The sequence below is a fragment of the Xenorhabdus budapestensis genome, assembly GCF_017743015.1.
GTDB classification, from domain to species: domain Bacteria; phylum Pseudomonadota; class Gammaproteobacteria; order Enterobacterales; family Enterobacteriaceae; genus Xenorhabdus; species Xenorhabdus budapestensis.
Window position 1 is genome coordinate 2534935 of the sequence record NZ_CP072455.1, and the last position, 17007, is coordinate 2551941.

General features: G+C 44.6%; 13 protein-coding genes. 4 read left to right on the forward strand and 9 right to left on the reverse strand.

All coding sequences use genetic code 11. From position 1 onward, the window contains the following. Positions 1–184 precede the first annotated feature (184 nt). The 3 genes from HGO23_RS11040 (at position 185) to HGO23_RS11050 (ending at position 2684) form a co-directional block, all read left to right on the forward strand. Positions 185–478, forward strand: a complete 294-nt coding sequence (locus HGO23_RS11040) for a DUF3394 domain-containing protein (protein WP_145956625.1) — start codon at positions 185–187, stop codon at positions 476–478. A gap of 33 nt (positions 479–511) precedes the next feature. Further along, on the forward strand, positions 512–1702 hold the full coding sequence (gene lhgO / locus HGO23_RS11045; RefSeq protein ID WP_209026642.1) for an L-2-hydroxyglutarate oxidase: 1191 nt from the start codon (positions 512–514) through the stop codon (positions 1700–1702). Positions 1703–2057: 355 nt separating this feature from the next. Continuing rightward, the gene (locus HGO23_RS11050) at positions 2058–2684 is read left to right on the forward strand and encodes a beta/gamma crystallin domain-containing protein (RefSeq protein WP_099136000.1); all 627 of its coding nucleotides are present in this window, start codon (positions 2058–2060) and stop codon (positions 2682–2684) included. Positions 2685–2805: 121 nt separating this feature from the next. Here HGO23_RS11050 and HGO23_RS11055 read toward each other — a convergent pair whose 3' ends face one another. From HGO23_RS11055 to HGO23_RS11095, 9 genes are all read right to left on the reverse strand, one after another. Continuing rightward, on the reverse strand, positions 2806–3378 hold the full coding sequence (locus HGO23_RS11055) for a HutD/Ves family protein (RefSeq protein WP_099136001.1): 573 nt from the start codon (positions 3376–3378) through the stop codon (positions 2806–2808). A 120-nt stretch (positions 3379–3498) separates the two neighbouring features. After that, positions 3499–4920, reverse strand: a complete 1422-nt coding sequence (locus HGO23_RS11060; protein ID WP_099136002.1) for an aminotransferase-like domain-containing protein — start codon at positions 4918–4920, stop codon at positions 3499–3501. Positions 4921–5161: 241 nt separating this feature from the next. Continuing rightward, positions 5162–6190 carry a carbon-nitrogen hydrolase family protein gene (locus tag HGO23_RS11065; RefSeq protein ID WP_099136003.1) on the reverse strand — a complete coding sequence of 343 codons (1029 nt, stop codon included), beginning with the start codon at positions 6188–6190 and terminating at the stop codon, positions 5162–5164. Positions 6191–6229: 39 nt separating this feature from the next. Next, complete coding sequence (locus tag HGO23_RS11070) at positions 6230–7141, reverse strand: fumarylacetoacetate hydrolase family protein (protein ID WP_099136004.1); 912 nt, start codon at positions 7139–7141, stop codon at positions 6230–6232. 2 nt (positions 7142–7143) lie between these two features. Beyond that, positions 7144–8283 carry a cupin domain-containing protein gene (locus tag HGO23_RS11075; RefSeq protein ID WP_209026643.1) on the reverse strand — a complete coding sequence of 380 codons (1140 nt, stop codon included), beginning with the start codon at positions 8281–8283 and terminating at the stop codon, positions 7144–7146. A 50-nt stretch (positions 8284–8333) separates the two neighbouring features. Beyond that, positions 8334–10673: a bifunctional salicylyl-CoA 5-hydroxylase/oxidoreductase gene (locus HGO23_RS11080; RefSeq protein ID WP_244967782.1), complete on the reverse strand. Its 2340-nt coding sequence runs from the start codon at positions 10671–10673 to the stop codon at positions 8334–8336. A 120-nt stretch (positions 10674–10793) separates the two neighbouring features. Then, the gene (locus tag HGO23_RS11085; RefSeq protein WP_099136006.1) at positions 10794–11213 is read right to left on the reverse strand and encodes an acyl-CoA thioesterase; all 420 of its coding nucleotides are present in this window, start codon (positions 11211–11213) and stop codon (positions 10794–10796) included. A 13-nt stretch (positions 11214–11226) separates the two neighbouring features. Further along, a complete protein-coding gene (locus tag HGO23_RS11090; protein WP_244967783.1) occupies positions 11227–12843 on the reverse strand; it encodes an indolepyruvate oxidoreductase subunit beta family protein in 1617 nt (538 codons plus the stop codon). Positions 12844–12881: 38 nt separating this feature from the next. Then, positions 12882–15080, reverse strand: a complete 2199-nt coding sequence (locus tag HGO23_RS11095; protein ID WP_209026644.1) for a thiamine pyrophosphate-dependent enzyme — start codon at positions 15078–15080, stop codon at positions 12882–12884. A gap of 351 nt (positions 15081–15431) precedes the next feature. On the opposite strand from HGO23_RS11095, the gene HGO23_RS11100 reads away from it, so the two are divergent. Further along, positions 15432–16487: an AraC family transcriptional regulator gene (locus tag HGO23_RS11100; protein WP_244967784.1), complete on the forward strand. Its 1056-nt coding sequence runs from the start codon at positions 15432–15434 to the stop codon at positions 16485–16487. The last annotated feature ends 520 nt before the right edge of the window (positions 16488–17007 follow it).

Consider the following 17007-nt stretch of genomic DNA (forward strand, 5'->3'; position numbering starts at 1 on the left):
AACTGCTTATTTATAATGTCTAAGTGTCATTTTTTATGAATCTTATTAATTTTTTTGAATAGTTGGTGTTTATGTAGATAGCTTCACGAAAAACCGTTGGATTTTCGAAATAGACATTATTGTCCGGCTGGCTTTACCCGGATTTATCATCCCTTTTATTTTGGTATACAACCCCGCATTATTGATGCAAGGCAGTGACTTGAATGTGCTGTCCATTCTTTACATGATAATGATGGCATTAATTGGTATTTATTCTCTCTCTATTGCAACCTCCAACTTCTGGATGATTAAGGTCCACTGGCTGGAAAGAGTTCTCTTCACTATTGCCGCTATTCTTTTAATCAAGCCGGACATATGGACAGATTTAGCGGGCAGAATGCCGATTGTGTTATCAGGTGGTATTCATCTCCTGCGCTATAAACATTACCGGACAGTATTACGGGACAATAGCAGCAAGCATGACCTTGGAGCCAATTGAGAAAAAACAATTAATTAAAGAGGCAAAGTAAAAATGTATGACGTTATTATTATTGGTGCAGGATTAGTCGGGCTTGGTACTGCCAATGCCCTGCAAGAACATCATCCACGCTTACGCCTGCTGGTATTGGATAAAGAAAAGAATGTGGCTGCTCATCAGAGTGGTCATAACAGCAATGTTGTCCATTCTGGCATTTACTACACTCCCGGCAGTCTGAAAGCACGTCTGGCGAAAAAAGGCAATCGAACGATATATCAGTTTTGCCAAGAACATGGCTTATATTATGATCGCTGCGGCAAAATTATTGTTGCTACGCAATTAAAAGAACTCCTTTTATTAGAAAATATTTATCAACGAGGTTTACAAAACGATCTTAATGTCAGTCAGTTATCACAATCTGCTTTGAAAGAACGTGAGCCTTATGTCAATGGTCTTGAAGCAATTTTAGTGCCGGATACGGGGATCGTGAATTATCAGGAAATTGCAGCAAAACTGGCTGAGATCATACAAACAAGAGGCGGAGATATTCATTGTCAACAACAGGTAAAAGCTATCCGTGAACATAGTGATTATGTTGAAGTACAAACTCAACAACGCGGTTATCAGGCCAAATGGCTGGTGAACTGTGCCGGACTACACAGCGACAGGATTGCTAGGCTGGCGGGCTATGATACTGGTATGAAGATTGTGCCATTCCGTGGTGAATATTATGTATTGGATAGTAGTAAAAACTATTTGGTCAATCACTTGATTTACCCTGTTCCCAACCCTGATTTTCCGTTTTTAGGTGTTCATTTCACACGCATGTACAATGGTAAACGGGATGTTGGCCCTAATGCAGTATTGGCATTTAAGCGTGAAGGCTATCATAAAACAGATTTCAATCTGCGGGATCTGACGGAAGTAGTGACTTACAAAGGATTCTGGAAAATTGCCACACGCTATTTCGATGAAGGCCTGGCAGAAATACGTCGTTCATGTTCACGTCAGCTTTTTACTGATAATGCCCGTCAGCTCATTCCTGATTTACAGCCCGAAGATATCATACCGGGATCAACGGGTGTTCGTGCCCAGGCATTAACAGTCGATGGCAAACTGGTGGATGATTTTCACTTTGTGACCGGCCATCGCTCACTGCACGTTTGCAATGCCCCTTCACCAGCCGCTACAGCATCATTTGAAATTGGCAGAGAAATTGTAAAACAATATTTTGAAACAATTTAAGTGCTGGATTGCCCAGAAGTAAGCGCACGGTAAACATGCGCTTACTGAAGTGTGAAGTGATCACAAAGCACCTAAAATAACTAAATTTGTTTTTTAGACATACCACTTTCACTAATGCTTATTAAAATAATTTCTCTAAAAGGCTATTAAAGTAATAAATATTATAGATATTAAATAAAATAAAACCTTGTCAAATAAAAACGCTCTCATTTATTAATTTTCATACGTCCAAATTTAAACAAATATTTTTTAAAACCATGTCTCAATATAAGAGTTACCCACTACCTTGACACATAATTCCTGCTCCTTATTCTAGTTTGACATTGTTGCAATAAACGTAAGGAGAATATCTATTATGTCTAAAACTCAGCTCGCCAATGGGGCTATATTTTATACCCAAAAGGATTACACTGGTAGTTCTTATCAATACCCAGAAAATAGTACGGAAGTAAATTTAATAGGCACTCCACTAAATGATAAGTTTCTTTCTGTCGAAGTTGGCCTGGAGTCAATAGTTTTTGCCTGGCGGCATGGCAGTGATAGTCAAGCAGGACAAATTTATCGCGAATGGGATACAAGTCAGGCTGATATTAGTGATATTCAAGGTTTGTCAAAGTTTATTGTATCTCCGTCAAACCGTGATTTGCTGGCAATAAAATTGATTAACGAATCAGGAATAGATCAGGTATTTAGGGCAAATATCCAAACTTATACCATTCCTGATGCAGTAAACTGTTATTCAGATGGCGACTATGAAGTCGTTGGCCTGATACCAAAAGATGGGCAACTATATGTTACCTCCGTAGCTGTATTTAATGATCAGAATATCGTAGTAACTCATGGTGCTGTTTATTTTAAATATAATGGCACCGACCTTGATATTGTTGCTTATGATGAAACAAAACCACCCTATATGCGGTTTGAAAAAGTCAGCAGTTATCATTTTAATTTCTATTTAGAAGAATTTCCTCAAAATGAGTAAAATGAAAACAAATTTGTATAGTGGGGAATTTTAATATAGCCCCTGAAAAGGGGCTTATTAATAATGACTTCAGTTCAAATTAATATCGCCAAACTAGCCCTAATGATAAATTCATTAATATTTACTCATTCGGATGTAAATCCACCCACAACAACTGGCTGTCTGCAACTAACGGTTTAATCGCTCCTTCCCGTATATCTTCCGGCAACCACCATGCACCTTGCCCAAAAGCAAGCTGAACAGAATTTGTGCCGGACATTTCCCAACGCCCTCTCAGAACATACAGCACCCCGCTGTGAGATGTCGGTAAACGACGTTCAGCAGTCACAACAGAAATTTCAGAACCCCAGGAAGAACGGCGAGTCAGGATATTAAAGCATTGAACAGATCCATCCAACAGTTCAGCATGTCCCCGAATATCACCGGAAAAATGGAAGGGGATCATTTTTTTCACCAACTCATGTTCCAGAAAACCCGGACTGGTTAAACGGATGCCTTTTCCCTTCAATAATACAATGGAGCGATCAATATCAGGAAATTGCCCCAGTGCCCCATTTTGATAAATAGATGTGAAGCAGACACGCCAAGCGAAATCATCAGCAACCGGCCAGCAAACAATATCCCTTACTTCTCCGATCCCTCCAGCCCATTGTTCTCTTGGTAACGTTGCATAATCGAAACATTTCATTCTCATGCTCCCCCTTTCACTACTCTTACTGTTCTACTTACACCTGAAGAGGCAATAAACGTCCAATTGCAAACTTCGCAAATAATTTTTCCTGCCGCAACCGAGAAACAATTAAAATGTGATTAATTACCCGTATTCCTTTAATAACATACGGCACAAACTTCCCAATGTTTTCATGGCTGCCGCCTGAATTTCATTCCACGCAAACGAAGTGTTCAACCGGAAAGCGTGATCAAACTGAGAACTGGTGGAAAACATGCTACCGGGTGCAATGCTGATGCCTTTAGCCAGCGCCTGTTGATATAACCGATTAGCATTGAAAGGCGGTTCGAATTCCAGCCAGATAAAATAACCTCCACGAGTGCTGTTAACTTTGACCGACGGAGGGAAATATTCACTGACTGCCCGCAGCATCTGAATTTGCCTTTGTTCCAATTGACGCCGCAACCGCCTTATATGGTTATCATACCCTCCCTGAGTCAGGTATTCCGCAATCGCCAACTGTGTGGGGATACTGGCTGAAACGGTACTCATCATCTGCAATTGTTGGATCTTTATCGCATGTTTTCCCGCAGCGACCCATCCGACGCGATACCCGGGAGCGAGACATTTTGAAAAGGATGCACAGTGCATGAAATTATTTTCCTTGTCCCATGCTTTGATTGGCATCGGCGGATCCTGATCAAAATAGAGTTCGCCATAAACATCATCTTCAATCAGGATAATGCCGCTTCGGTTCAGAATTTCAACTAACCGCTGTTTATTTTCTGTCGGCATACTGACACACAACGGATTCTGAAATCGGGACATCAGCCAGCAAGCTTTTATTTGATATTTACCAACAACTTCTTCCAGTACATCCAAATCAATACCTGTTTTCGGATCTGTTTTTATAGCAATAGCTTTCAAACGTAAACGCTCTATGGCCTGTAATGCACCATAAAAAGCCGGTGACTCAATCACTACCCAATCTCCGGGGGAAGTCGCTGACTGTAAACTAAAACTCAACGATTCCATTGCACCTGCTGTGATCACAATTTCATCAGGAGAAACATGGATACCTTGTGCGGCATAACGGCGGGATATGTTACGCCTCAATCGTTCATTTCCCGGTGGTAAATTAGCCAATGAACTGTGGGGAACAAAGCGACGAGCGACTGAGGCCAGTGTTTTGGCTAACTTGGGTTCTACCAGCAAGGAAGGATCAGGAAATGCGGAACCAAAAGGAACGATTCGTGGATCTTTACCCGCTTGTAAGACATCAAAAATTGAGGCGCTAATCTCCACATTTTCACTCAGATTCAGTTTCTTTCCCCCTTTTGCCGCTGCAAACGGTTTTATCCGCGGGGCAACATAATAGCCTGATTGCGGACGTGCCACGATCCAGCCCTGACTTTCTAATAATTGATAGGCTTGCAGCACCGTCATCAAACTTAATCCCGACGATTTCACCGATTCCCGCAGTGATGGCAGCCTGTCCCCCACTTGCCAAATGTCATCCTCTATCTGTTGGCGGATCGTTACTGCCAATTGTTCGTAGCGCGTCATATGCAGGCCTTTGGTTAAACTGCTATCCCCCCATCTTTCCAATTACAGTTTTGTTGGCTGCATTCTGAAAACTATAGGGTATATATTCAGAGTATTAATAATCTTTCACTATTATACCCGAATCCCTACATTTTATTTGCCTGCACCTTCTCACTTCGCTGGCCAGTTTAAGACCCTGGTATCTATTCAAGATAACAGTGAACCGAATCCCGGAGCGAATGTGCCTAGCCCAAGCTCTCACTCATAAGCGATCATCTTGTGTGGGATTAGCCCAATCAGTACACAAATTAGAATCTGCCTGATCCGATGAATCGGTAAACTGGATCGCATTCGTAGCACGACGATTCACTTTCAAATCGAAAATATCAAAACGGTTGTAATGCCCTGTTATGTCGTGCATCTGGCGGGGTTGAATACAACGGTTCAGATCAATTTCCGCATAGACAATTCCTTCTTTATCAATCAGGGGATGACCAATTACACGCCCATCCGGCCCGACAACTCCCGTAAACGCACTATTAGACCGTGCCAGCAATTGTTCAGCTTCGGGATGGCTGGCTGTCATAGCCTGTGCGATTTCCGCGGAAATAGTGGAACAGGAAACGAGGGTAAAAACCTTACCTTCAAAGCAATGCGCAGCCGCACGTAAACGGATCGCCTCAGCCATATCATAATCTGCTGGTGCAACAGGCAGGGAGATATAACTGGCAACATGTACCAGCTCTCCCTGAGATAACAAAGCAAAACGTGCCAACGGGTTGGTATTCTCACCACAGGCCAGCACCCCCAGTGGGCCAATACTCGTATCATGCACTTTTAATGAAGAAGCATCACCATTCGCCCATGTCAGTTTTTCAGCCCATGTCGGAACCAGTTTACGATGGCGTCCCAAAATACGCCCGTCATCAGAAATAGTCACCAGTGTGTTATAGAGCGTTGCAATACCTGTGGGACTGCGTTCATTCACGCCAATCACAACATTGATATGATGACGAGCAGCAGCTTGAGCGATTTTATGGATCTCAGCCCCCGGCACTTCAATAGCAGATTTGCACAGTTTTTCAAACCACGGACTGCCCTGAACGGGCGTCATTACCCAGTTCCAATAGGGATAACCCGCAATAAATACTTCAGGAAAAGCCACCAGACTGGCGTCATTATCTGCCGCCTCATGGATAAGCTGGCAAACGAGATCAACTGTCGCTTCTGTATCCAGAAAGATCGGCGCAGCCTGTACCGTAGCTGCCTTGAATTTAGGAAGATTCAACATATCAGGCTCCTGTTTTCTTTATACCCGCTATATGAATATTTACACAGCAATAACGGGGTGGCGCAAATCACCTATTTTCTCAAGATGTGCTTCAATGACATCCCCCGGCCATAGCCATTCCTGCGGATCACGTCCCGCCCCGACACCTGATGGCGTTCCTGTAGCGATGATATCTCCCGGCTCCAGTGTAATACCCTTACTGATATCTGCGATCAAAGCATTAACTTTGAATAACATATGATGAGTATTGGAATCCTGTTTAGTCACTCCATTAACTTTCAGACTCAAAGCAAGATTATGCGGGTCGGGAATGTCATCAGCAGTGACAATGCAAGGGCCGAAAGGTGCATAGGTATCCTGACCTTTAGAGTAGATCCACTGCCCGGCACGGCGACAGTCACGGGCACTCATGTCGATAATCAAACTATAACCAAAAACATATTTCAGTGCGTCAGACTCCGGTACACCCTTCGCACGCTGCCCGATAATCACGGCTAACTCCACTTCCCAATCCAATTGCCGGGTGATTTCATGATTGTGTTCAATCGCATCTCCCGGACCAATGATTGTGGTTGGTGGCTTAGAAAAAATAATCGGCTCTTTTGGCAGATCTTTTGCCGTATCGAGAGACAGACTGGATTCCTCAACATGTTCAACATAATTCAGCCCAATGCCGAAAATGTTTTTGCGCGGGCGGGGAATAGGAGCCAGAATTTCTACATTCTCCAATGGCCGGGCCACGCCGATTGGCCATAGACCTTCAAACGAATTTAACAATATGGTTGTACTGTTTACGGCCAATGGTCCCAATTCGATAAAGTCCAGCATGTTATCCGGTAAGACACTTCCGGCATGGGCAGCCAATTTTGCCAAATCCACCACATGATTATTTATAATCGCCCCCAACCGTGCAGCAGCGGTTATTTCGGTACGATAAGTGATTAAACGCATCTTTATTCTCCTACTCGTTGATGTCCGTCGTTATCGGCCAGGGCTTCTTCATAATACAACTGTAATGCCCGTATCACCGGCAGGTCGTTGAAACAGAATAAACAGGCATCTTCCGTTTGTGATGTATTGACATGTTCATGCAGTGCCCATGAAGGAACACAGAAAATATCCCGCTCCTGCCAGTCAAACCGCTGACCATCAATAACAGAATAGCCCTGTCCTTTCGCTACCTGATAAATGAAACTACCAGTATGCCTGTGCGCCTTACCAACGAATCCGGGGCGTAATAGCTGCATACTGGCACCAAGAGTTGGCATCACATGGCCTCCGGTCAGCGGATTAGTGTAGTGCATCAGCATGTCATCAAATGGTGAACCTTCTGAAACACGGGCATAACGTTGCAGCGCTGCATAGGTTGGCTCCCATTGATATTTGAACAATGGAGAATAAGGTTTATCCCAACCGATATTTTGCGGGCGCAAGGCCGGCGCTCCCCAAAGAGCAACAGAGGCATCTACGGGTTCTGTTACCGCCTGACGTAAATCAGGATGTACCTTATAAAAACCAGCTTCCAGTACATTGACCAACGGAATATCCAGACCGTCCTGCCAGATACATTGTGAACCATCAGGATCAACGCCATGTTCATGCCATGTCCCACCGGGGGTCAAAACAAAATCATTCGCTTCCAGCGGCATCTTCTGTCCATTAACAATGGTATAAGCTCCGCGCCCTTCCATAATAAAACGCAGAGCGGACGAGGAGTGAGCATGAGCTGATGCCGCTTCTCCCGGCCGCATAGTCTGAATCCCGGAATAAAGTAGCCCCACGGCACTGGATGAACCCGGATCTCCAGCATTGTTCAGATAGACCACACGACGACCCGCTTTTTCCGGTGTAACCAAATCAGCAGATTTCAGGACATGTTCACGCAGAACGCTATAACGCCAAAGTACCGGAACCGAAGCTGATTTCGGTTGCCACGGTTCAATTTTATTGGCGATTGTCCAGAGTGCGCCTGTTCTGTGCTTCTCCAGTTCTTTGTAATAAGCCAACAGTTCAGGGTTATCGGCTACATTAGCGCGACCGATAATATTTTCCCGATATTGATCATGTGGTTGGACATTTTCTTGTTGAGACATGGGTATCTCCTGTACGGATGGTAACTGTGATTTGGAAGCTAACCTGAAATCTATTGAACACCTCTCTGTATCTGCATCAATTGGTGTTCCAGTTGCTGTTTGCCGTAAAGATAGGGTTTCGGCCAATCAACGTTTGTCCAGCCATATCTGGCACATTCATGTAGCAACCAGGCCGCATCGGATAAAAATGGACGTGATAAAGCACAGAGATCGGCACGACCTGACGCAATAATTCCGTTGATCTGATCAGCGTCTGTAATCGCACCAACCGCTATAACCGGCACATTGCCCTCATTACGAATACGATCAGCCATCGGAGTCTGGTACATGCGCCCGTAAACAGGCCGTTGTTCAGCAGAAACTTCCCCTGTGGAGCAGTCCACCATATCCACCCCCGCATTGTGGAAGTGCCGGGCAATCAAGACAGCTTCATCAATGCTAGTTCCTCCCTCAACCCAATCAGTGGCAGAAATGCGCACAGATATCGGCAAATCAGCCGGCCAGACATCACGTACCGCTTTAAAAACAGCTAACGGGAAGCGAAGTCGATTTTCCAGTGAACCGCCATATTCATCATCACGCAGATTAGTTACTGGTGAAATAAAACTGGAAAGCAGGTAACCGTGGGCAGCCTGAATTTCCAGCCAATCAAAACCCGCATCAATAGCCCGGCGGGTTGCCGCGACAAACTGTGCAATAACCTCACTCATTTGTGCCCTTGTGATAGCTGCCGGAATTTGTGAACTCTCTGATAAATAAGGCACAGCCGATGCTGAAACCAGAGGCCAGTTTCCTTCCGGCAACGGATGGTCAGACTGTTCCCATCCCCGTTGGGTTGAACCCCGTCGTCCCGCATGCCCCAATTGAATACCGATCAGGGTATCTGTGTTCTGATGGATAAAATCGGTAATCAGCCTCCATCCCTGCACTTGTTGGTCATTCCACAATCCTGTGCACGCAGGAGTCACACGCGCCTGAGGTGAAATTGCTGTCATTTCGGCGATCACCAACCCCGCACCGCCCAATGCTCTGCTGCCAAGATGAACCTGATGAAATAACCCCGGAATGCCATCCACTGCCTTATACAGTAGGGTAGGGGAAACCACGACACGATTTTTCAGGGTTACTCCCCGCACCGGATAAGGTGTCAGTATCGGTGGAGTTAAGGGAGATTGTTGGTCAGGCTGCTGATTGAACCAACGTTCATAACTTTCCAGCCACGTTTTATCCCTCAACCTCAGATTTTCATGAGAAATACGTTGTGAACGTGTCAGCAAAGAATACGCAAACTGTTCCGGTGGAAAATCTTCATAGCGCGCTACATTTTCAAACCATTCCGTGGAGTTACGTGCCGCATTCTGGATTTTCAACACTTCCACACTGCGTACTTTCTGGTAATGTGACAAGCCCGCAGACAAATCTCCCTGATGCGTTTTCAGACTGTTAGTCAGTTCAATCGCATCTTCTAATGCCAGTTTTGTCCCGGAGCCAATAGAAAAATGGGCGGTATGGGCAGCATCCCCCATTAATACGATTGGTACATTTTTGCCGTTACCGCCCTCCGGCCTGATCCAGTGCACCCAATGATTACAGATGACACGAGGAAAACGGATCCAAATAGCAGCCCCGCGTAAGTGCGCTGCATTGGATATCAACTCATATCCATCCAGCCACGGTGCGAATATCTTTTCACAATATGCAATGCCCTCTTCCTGTGACATTTTATCGATACCTGCGGCCAACCACTCCCCTTCTGTCGTTTCAACGATAAAAGTCGATAGCCCTTCCTGAAATTGGTAGGCATGAGCCTGAAACCAGCCATGTTCTGTTTCAACAAACAAAAATGTAAAAGCATCAAATACTTTGTAGGTTCCCAACCAGACAAAACGGCAATGGCGTTGATCAACATCAGGTTCAAAGGCATCAGCATAGCGGGTACGGGTTTGGCTGTTGATCCCATCAGAAGCAATCAGCAAATCGGCATCGTATCTTCGGGCGATTTCCTGTTCGTCCTTAACCTGTGTTTCGAATACCAACTCAACCCCCAACTGCTGGCAGCGATCTTGCAGGATATTGAGTAATTTTTTACGGCCAATACCGATAAATCCATGACCGCCGCTACGATTTACCGTTCCCTTGAAGTGGATATCAATATTTTCCCAACGGCTGAATTCTGCACCAATGGTACTGGCTGATACCGCATCTGCCACATTCAGGTTTTCCAATGTTGCGTCCGAAAACACCACTCCCCAACCAAAAGTATCATAGGGACGATTACGCTCGATCACGACAACACGGTTATCAGGATTCTGTAACTTCATCAGCAAACCGAAATACAAACCCGCTGGCCCGCCGCCAATACATACGATGTTCATATTTTTTTTGTTCATGATTTATCTCCTGTTACACCATACCTGCCACGGCGCATAAGTTCAGTTCAGGGATTCAGTCAAGGTATTTAGTTAAGGTTATATAGTTGAGACATTGTTTTAATTAAGGCATTTTTTTAATTAAGGAATTGATTTAGTTAATGAGTAATAAAGTTCATCAGGGATTGGGATGGCCTGATGGGTATCCAGTGATGTCGTAACATAAGTCTGAACAGCACTCATCCTTAATTCTCCTTCCCTGCTGATACAGCGCTGGCGTAGTTTCAGTGATTTTTTGCCTATCTGTTCAACATTTAATTCCAGCCAAACCTGATCTCCCATTCTGCTGATCGCCTTAAACTCTGCCTCTAAATGAACAGTTGGCAGGCCAAAGCGATGCTTAGCAATATAATTGGCATATCCGATTGAAGTTAATTCATCGAACCAGTCTTCGAACAAATTGTTGAACATCACAAAATATTGGGGATAAAACACAATCCCCGCAGGATCACATTCAGAAAATCGAATCTTATGAGGCTGTACAAATCTAAGCAGGCTCATCAGTGACTCCTCCTCAATGTTGTCGTTTTAATACTGTCGTTTTAGTACTTTGTTCTAAGATAGTTGCTTCAAGATGCTGTTGGTACTCACGTAACCGGTTGCCATCTTCATCCGCTGATGCTGCCTCACGCAGTTGTCGCAAGTTGGCCGGAGACAGATGAACGAGATGGCGATCAATGATACCCATCAGGCTTTGAAAATTACGCAATCCACGGCTATGGGTATCACCGTATCCTTTAATCAACTGCTGACATAGGGCAATTTCCACAGCCAACTCCGGGTCATGTTTTGCCGCAATCACGATCCGCTGCAACCAGTTTTCAATCCGTTCGGTTTCATGCTGAAAACGCAAGGTACGGCGGCGGACACGGCGTAAACCCGCCAGCGTATACAGCAACAGAAATCCCCAAATTGAACTGGTGGTAATTACACGACCGCGGCTGAGTAGTTTTGTCAGTGTCCGGTTTACAAAATGAGGACGGGATAACCAGCGACCAACATTGGCGGGCAAGGTGTCACAGATCTCTTCCATTCTGGGATGAAAGAATTCATTAATTTCAACAACCTGTTTACTATGTGCCCGCACTTCTTTATGAACCCGCTCGAACCGCCTGGCTCTGATTTTCAGATCTGCCACCCGGATGGTATCTTCATAAGTCATCCACAACGCCAGATAACGGGCAGTTTCACACAGTAGTCGCTGATGATGTTTTCCAGTCTGCTCCATCAGATTCTGCAACCTCTCAAGATATAAATCGGCATAAGCCGGATCCTGATAATCCACCAAACGCCTGACTGCTTCAGCAGCAATCTCATGGGTAGAAGAAGGCAATGTTTTTCGAATATGCAATAAAAAAACGTTTATGCGCTCGTCATTGGTACAGTTATGGCTGAAACGATTACGATTTAAGCGGCCATATTGAGAATGCTCATGATGAGAACGATGATAGCAAGGCTGATAGCCAGACTCTTCTGACTGTACCCTGCTCAACCCCAATCCAAACGCTTGCAGGCTAGGTTTTACCCCCACGCCTCCTTTGATAATCGTTTTTTCAAAATGCATACGGCTGAATGGCAAGATCCCCGTACCACAGAGTGCCCCAAATAACACAGCACTAATCACACTACCGCTCTTTTCTGCCATCCATGCCATGTCAAAATGGACAAAACGCAACGCAGCCTGTCTTGATTGCTGGATCAGGACATGGCTATCCACACGCCCATCTCCCATTGCTGTTTTCTCCTCCATTGAGAATACACGGTGAGTTGAAGTGATCAGCGTAGTACGATCCGGCGTCACAAAGCCGCGCTGAACTGCGCGTCCGGCTTCCATTAACTCAGAAGCCAGTACAATATCCACATCTCCGGGCGTCGGCATTAATGCCAGTACCGGCGCTGGAACATCCGGATCATCTGCTCCGGGGAACAGTTCAACATAATAGATCGTCGCACCTGTCCGTTGTGCGACACCGGGTACGGATGTTACCTGAGCAAAATAACCATACTCTTCACTCAAATTGACGATCCAATCTGCCAGTACACCACCGCCTTCACCTCCCATTGCCAAAATCGCAATTTTGATAGGTTGGATTTTCGGTTTCATAATCGGAGACTGAATGGATGATGACATAAACATAATTTCCCCTTAGAGCCTACAGGGACTGGCTTTTAAGCGTCATATCGCTCGCGACGTTTAGTATCACAACGTTGCAAGTAACCGATGATCCCTTTACGAATCCAATGGAGCAACCGCTCCCAGTAGTTGGGGTTGGTTATGATCCGGGCCTTGAAAAAAGAGGGGCACAACGCCGCGACATGGGAAACTTCCCCGCACAATCCACAGCCCACACAGCTATTCAATACTGTTGCCACCGGATCGGTACGCAAGGGATCAGGATTTGGCTTAATCGACAGTGAAGGACAACCAGACAAACGAATACAAGAGTGATCTCCGGTACAAGTATCAGGATCAACGCCAAAACGTTCACGCACTATTCGTTGCCCTGCCGCTATTGCCTCTTTGTTCCTTTTCTTCTCACGGCGCTGTTTATTCAACATACATTCACTCTGTGCGACCACGACTTTCGGTCCCCGTTTACCTGTTGTCAGTGCTTCCCGCAAAGTATGGATCATGGCCTTGAGGTCATAGGTACGTTTGATCGTGCGTATCCACTTCACTCCAACACCTTTAACCGCTTTTTCAATATCATGACCCGTGCTGCGACTGGAGTTGAAAGCAGTTGAAGATGGTATATCCTGCCCACCTGTAGCAGAGGTGTAGCTGTTGTCCACAATAATGGTCAAATTGTCACTGCGATTAAAAACACTGTTAGCAATACCGCTCGTCAACCCGTTATGCCAGAATCCCCCATCTCCCATCACTGAAATCGCTCGCTTATTCGCGACTGGCGCACTTAATGCTGCCGCGCTCGCTGCACTTAGCCCATATCCCATCGTGGTATTCCCCAAATTGAATGGGGGCAAGATGGCAAACAGGTGGCAACCAATATCCGCACTGACATGATGTTGCCCCAGTTCCCGCTCTATCAGCTTCATAGCGGTAAAGATCGGACGCTCCGGGCAGCCCGTACAAAATCCGGGTGGGCGGGTATGAACCACATTATTTTTTGTAACTGATGATTTTTTGTCTGATGAGTTTTTATCTGATAAATCTTCAGCAGGTAAAGTAACAGCCGGAATGCGCGCCTGACAGGCAGCGACCGTTACTTCGGCTTCAACCTTGTCGTAACGTTCAAGGAAAGCACGAACTCCCGCCAACACAGTGGCTGTATCGTATTCTCCCGCCATTGGCAGTAAATCTTTACCATGTAACCGAATGGTAATATCACGCTGCCGTAAGATATTAGCGACATTTTGTTCTACAAAATTAGGTTGACCTTCTTCCAATACTAAAATTGCCTGCTTGCCATAACAAAAGCGTTCAAATTCCTCATCAAGCAATGGATATGCCACATTCATGACATACAGCGGAATCCGGCTATTACCGAACACATCCGCCAGCCCTAACAAATTTAAGGCTCTGATCACGGTGTTATAGCATCCTCCCTGCAACGCAATACCTATGTCATCAGCGCTTTCAGCAAAAAATTCATTCAATTCATTCTGCTGAATAAAGCGCACAGCAGCAGGCCAGCGTTCCTGAATTTTCTCTTTCTCATGTAAGAAACTGGCAGGAGGCAGAACAATGCGATTGAGCTCACGCGCCGGATTTACTAATGCATCTTTTATTTTGAACGCTGATACGCGATTATCTGCACAAACAAACCGACCATGCACATGACAGGCACGAATACGCATCTGCAACATCACTGGTGTATGGCTGGCTTCCGACAACTCAAACCCCATTTTTACTGCCTGCACAATTGAAGGCAGATTGGGACGCGGATCAAGCAACCAGATCTGGGATTTCATCGCAAACGCATGGCTGCGCTCCTGCATGATGGAAGAACCTTCACCATAATCTTCACCGACAATAATCAGCGCACCGCCTAAAACACCACCAGATGCCAGATTTGCTAATGCATCTGAAGCAACATTTGTGCCTACAGTCGCCTTAAATATGGCAGCACCGCGTAATGGATAATTAACAGAAGCAGCAAGTGTGGCAGCGGCGGTTGCTTCACTGGCGCTGTTTTCAAAACGAATACCATATTCGGAAAGGATTTCCTGCGCATCAGCCAGAACATCCATCAGATGGGAAATGGGCGCTCCCTGATAACCTGCAATATAAGCAACGCCTGATTCCAACAACGCTTTTGTCACAGCGAGTATGCCTTCCCCACGGAAAAGTTCGCCCTGACCCAGGCGTAATTTTTCCACTTCCTTAACAAATGATCGTTCCGCCATGATCAATTACCTCGTATTTCTGTTTTGCTACAGCTTGTTAAAGTTAAAAGAAGACCTTGAAAGAAAACAGGGACGGGTATTATGTAATGAGAGTATGAATCAACGGTCAATACATAATCTGTCATGTAATTATGATTTACGCAGTGTCTGGATAGAACATGCAGAGAGCGGATAAAAAAGCCCGTCAAAACAGATAAGAATGAGAGTGTTTGAAACTCATTACTATATTAATAATGAGTAAGGTTCCTCATGAATATATTCACAATCATATATCTTCCATTTAAGCAAAATGTGGATACTGCTAGTAGAAAACTGTATAGCTTTAATAAATGTTTAAAGAGGTATCTAATAATGATGGGCAATCAGTGGTCTCACTATTATTCTGATCCCAAAAGCTCTGATTCAAGGTACGCAGACCCAAAAAATGCAGTATCCAAAATTGAGTCTCACCTCAGTTCTCCAGAACATTTGCTTTTTTCATCCAATGATCTTGATGAAGTGAGATCGATGGTCGGTCGGGTGATGAAACCCCACCAGCTAAATATACTGGGTAGCAGCCGGAAGCTGGATGCCAGAATGCACTATATCCCGTTTGGAGACTTTTCCATAAGCCGCCTGCGTTACGGAGCTAATGTTGAAATCAATCCGAACGCATTGGGATCTTTTTTTCTTATTCAGATGCCGTTATCAGGTTGTGCCTGTATTGAAAGCGGCGGTCAGCACCTTGATTCAACACCGAATCTGGCATCCATCCTCAGCCCGGATCAGCATACCTCCATGCACTGGAGTGCTGATAATGACCAGTTTATGGTCAGGATCTCCCGCTCTTTGCTGGAGAGAACTCTTATCGGACAGTTGGGGCATCCTTTAGATCAACCACTGGTATTTGAACTGGGGTTTGAATGGCAACGTTGTCAGACGTGGCGCTGTCTGATGCTCTATCTGCTTGAATGTGCGACACAAGTACCTGATATTCTGCAATATAAACTTATTACTGGTCAGATTGAGCAATTACTTTCTGTTACCCTGCTGTCCACCCATCAGCATAATTACAGCGGCCTCCCCGCTAATCGTCGCTGTTCCATTCGCCCACGGCATGTACGAAAAGTGCAGGAATATTTACAAGCTCACGCCCATGAACCTATTACGGTAGAGCAACTTGCTCAAGTGGCAGGAGTCAGCCTTCGCAGTCTCTACTCCGGTTTCAGGGAATTTTTGGCTATCAGCCCAATGCAGTATTTGCGCGACTTGCGCATGGAACATGTTCGTACGGAGCTACTGGCAGGAGAAGCAAGCAATGTCACGGGAGTCGCCCTGCGTTGGGGGTTCGCCCACATGGGACGATTCAGTGCCGAATATAAAGCACGCTATGGTGAAACACCGAGTGAAAGTTTGAAGCGTGGGTGAATTTAAACAAAATACCTCCGATTATCTGATTATTAAAAATCAAGGCGGCAAGAACAAATATAATTCGAGATAAAAATTTATAATAAACGATCTTACCTTCATATATTGCTTATAATTAATTCATTATTTTAAATCTAAAAATAATAATTCTATCGAAGTTTTAAACTTTGTTCACCCACCAACAAAAATAATATTATTATATTATTAATAACTTACCAACAAAATAACTTAATAAAATTATTTATCAAAATAAAAAACACCAATATCGCAATCAAATCATCAGCAGATGATTATAAAGAGCTTTAAATATACTGCCTTACATCTATAAACCATAAAAAAATTGCCATAATAAACAAAAAATAATATAGACATCGACTCAAATGAGAATCACTATTGCATTGCAAAAGATTTTATGACCATGAAGTGACAAATAAAAGCAATAATAATATTACTGAAAACAAACTAAAAAGATAAGGTAGGTAACAAGGATGTATACTTGAAATATCGAAAATAAAAACTT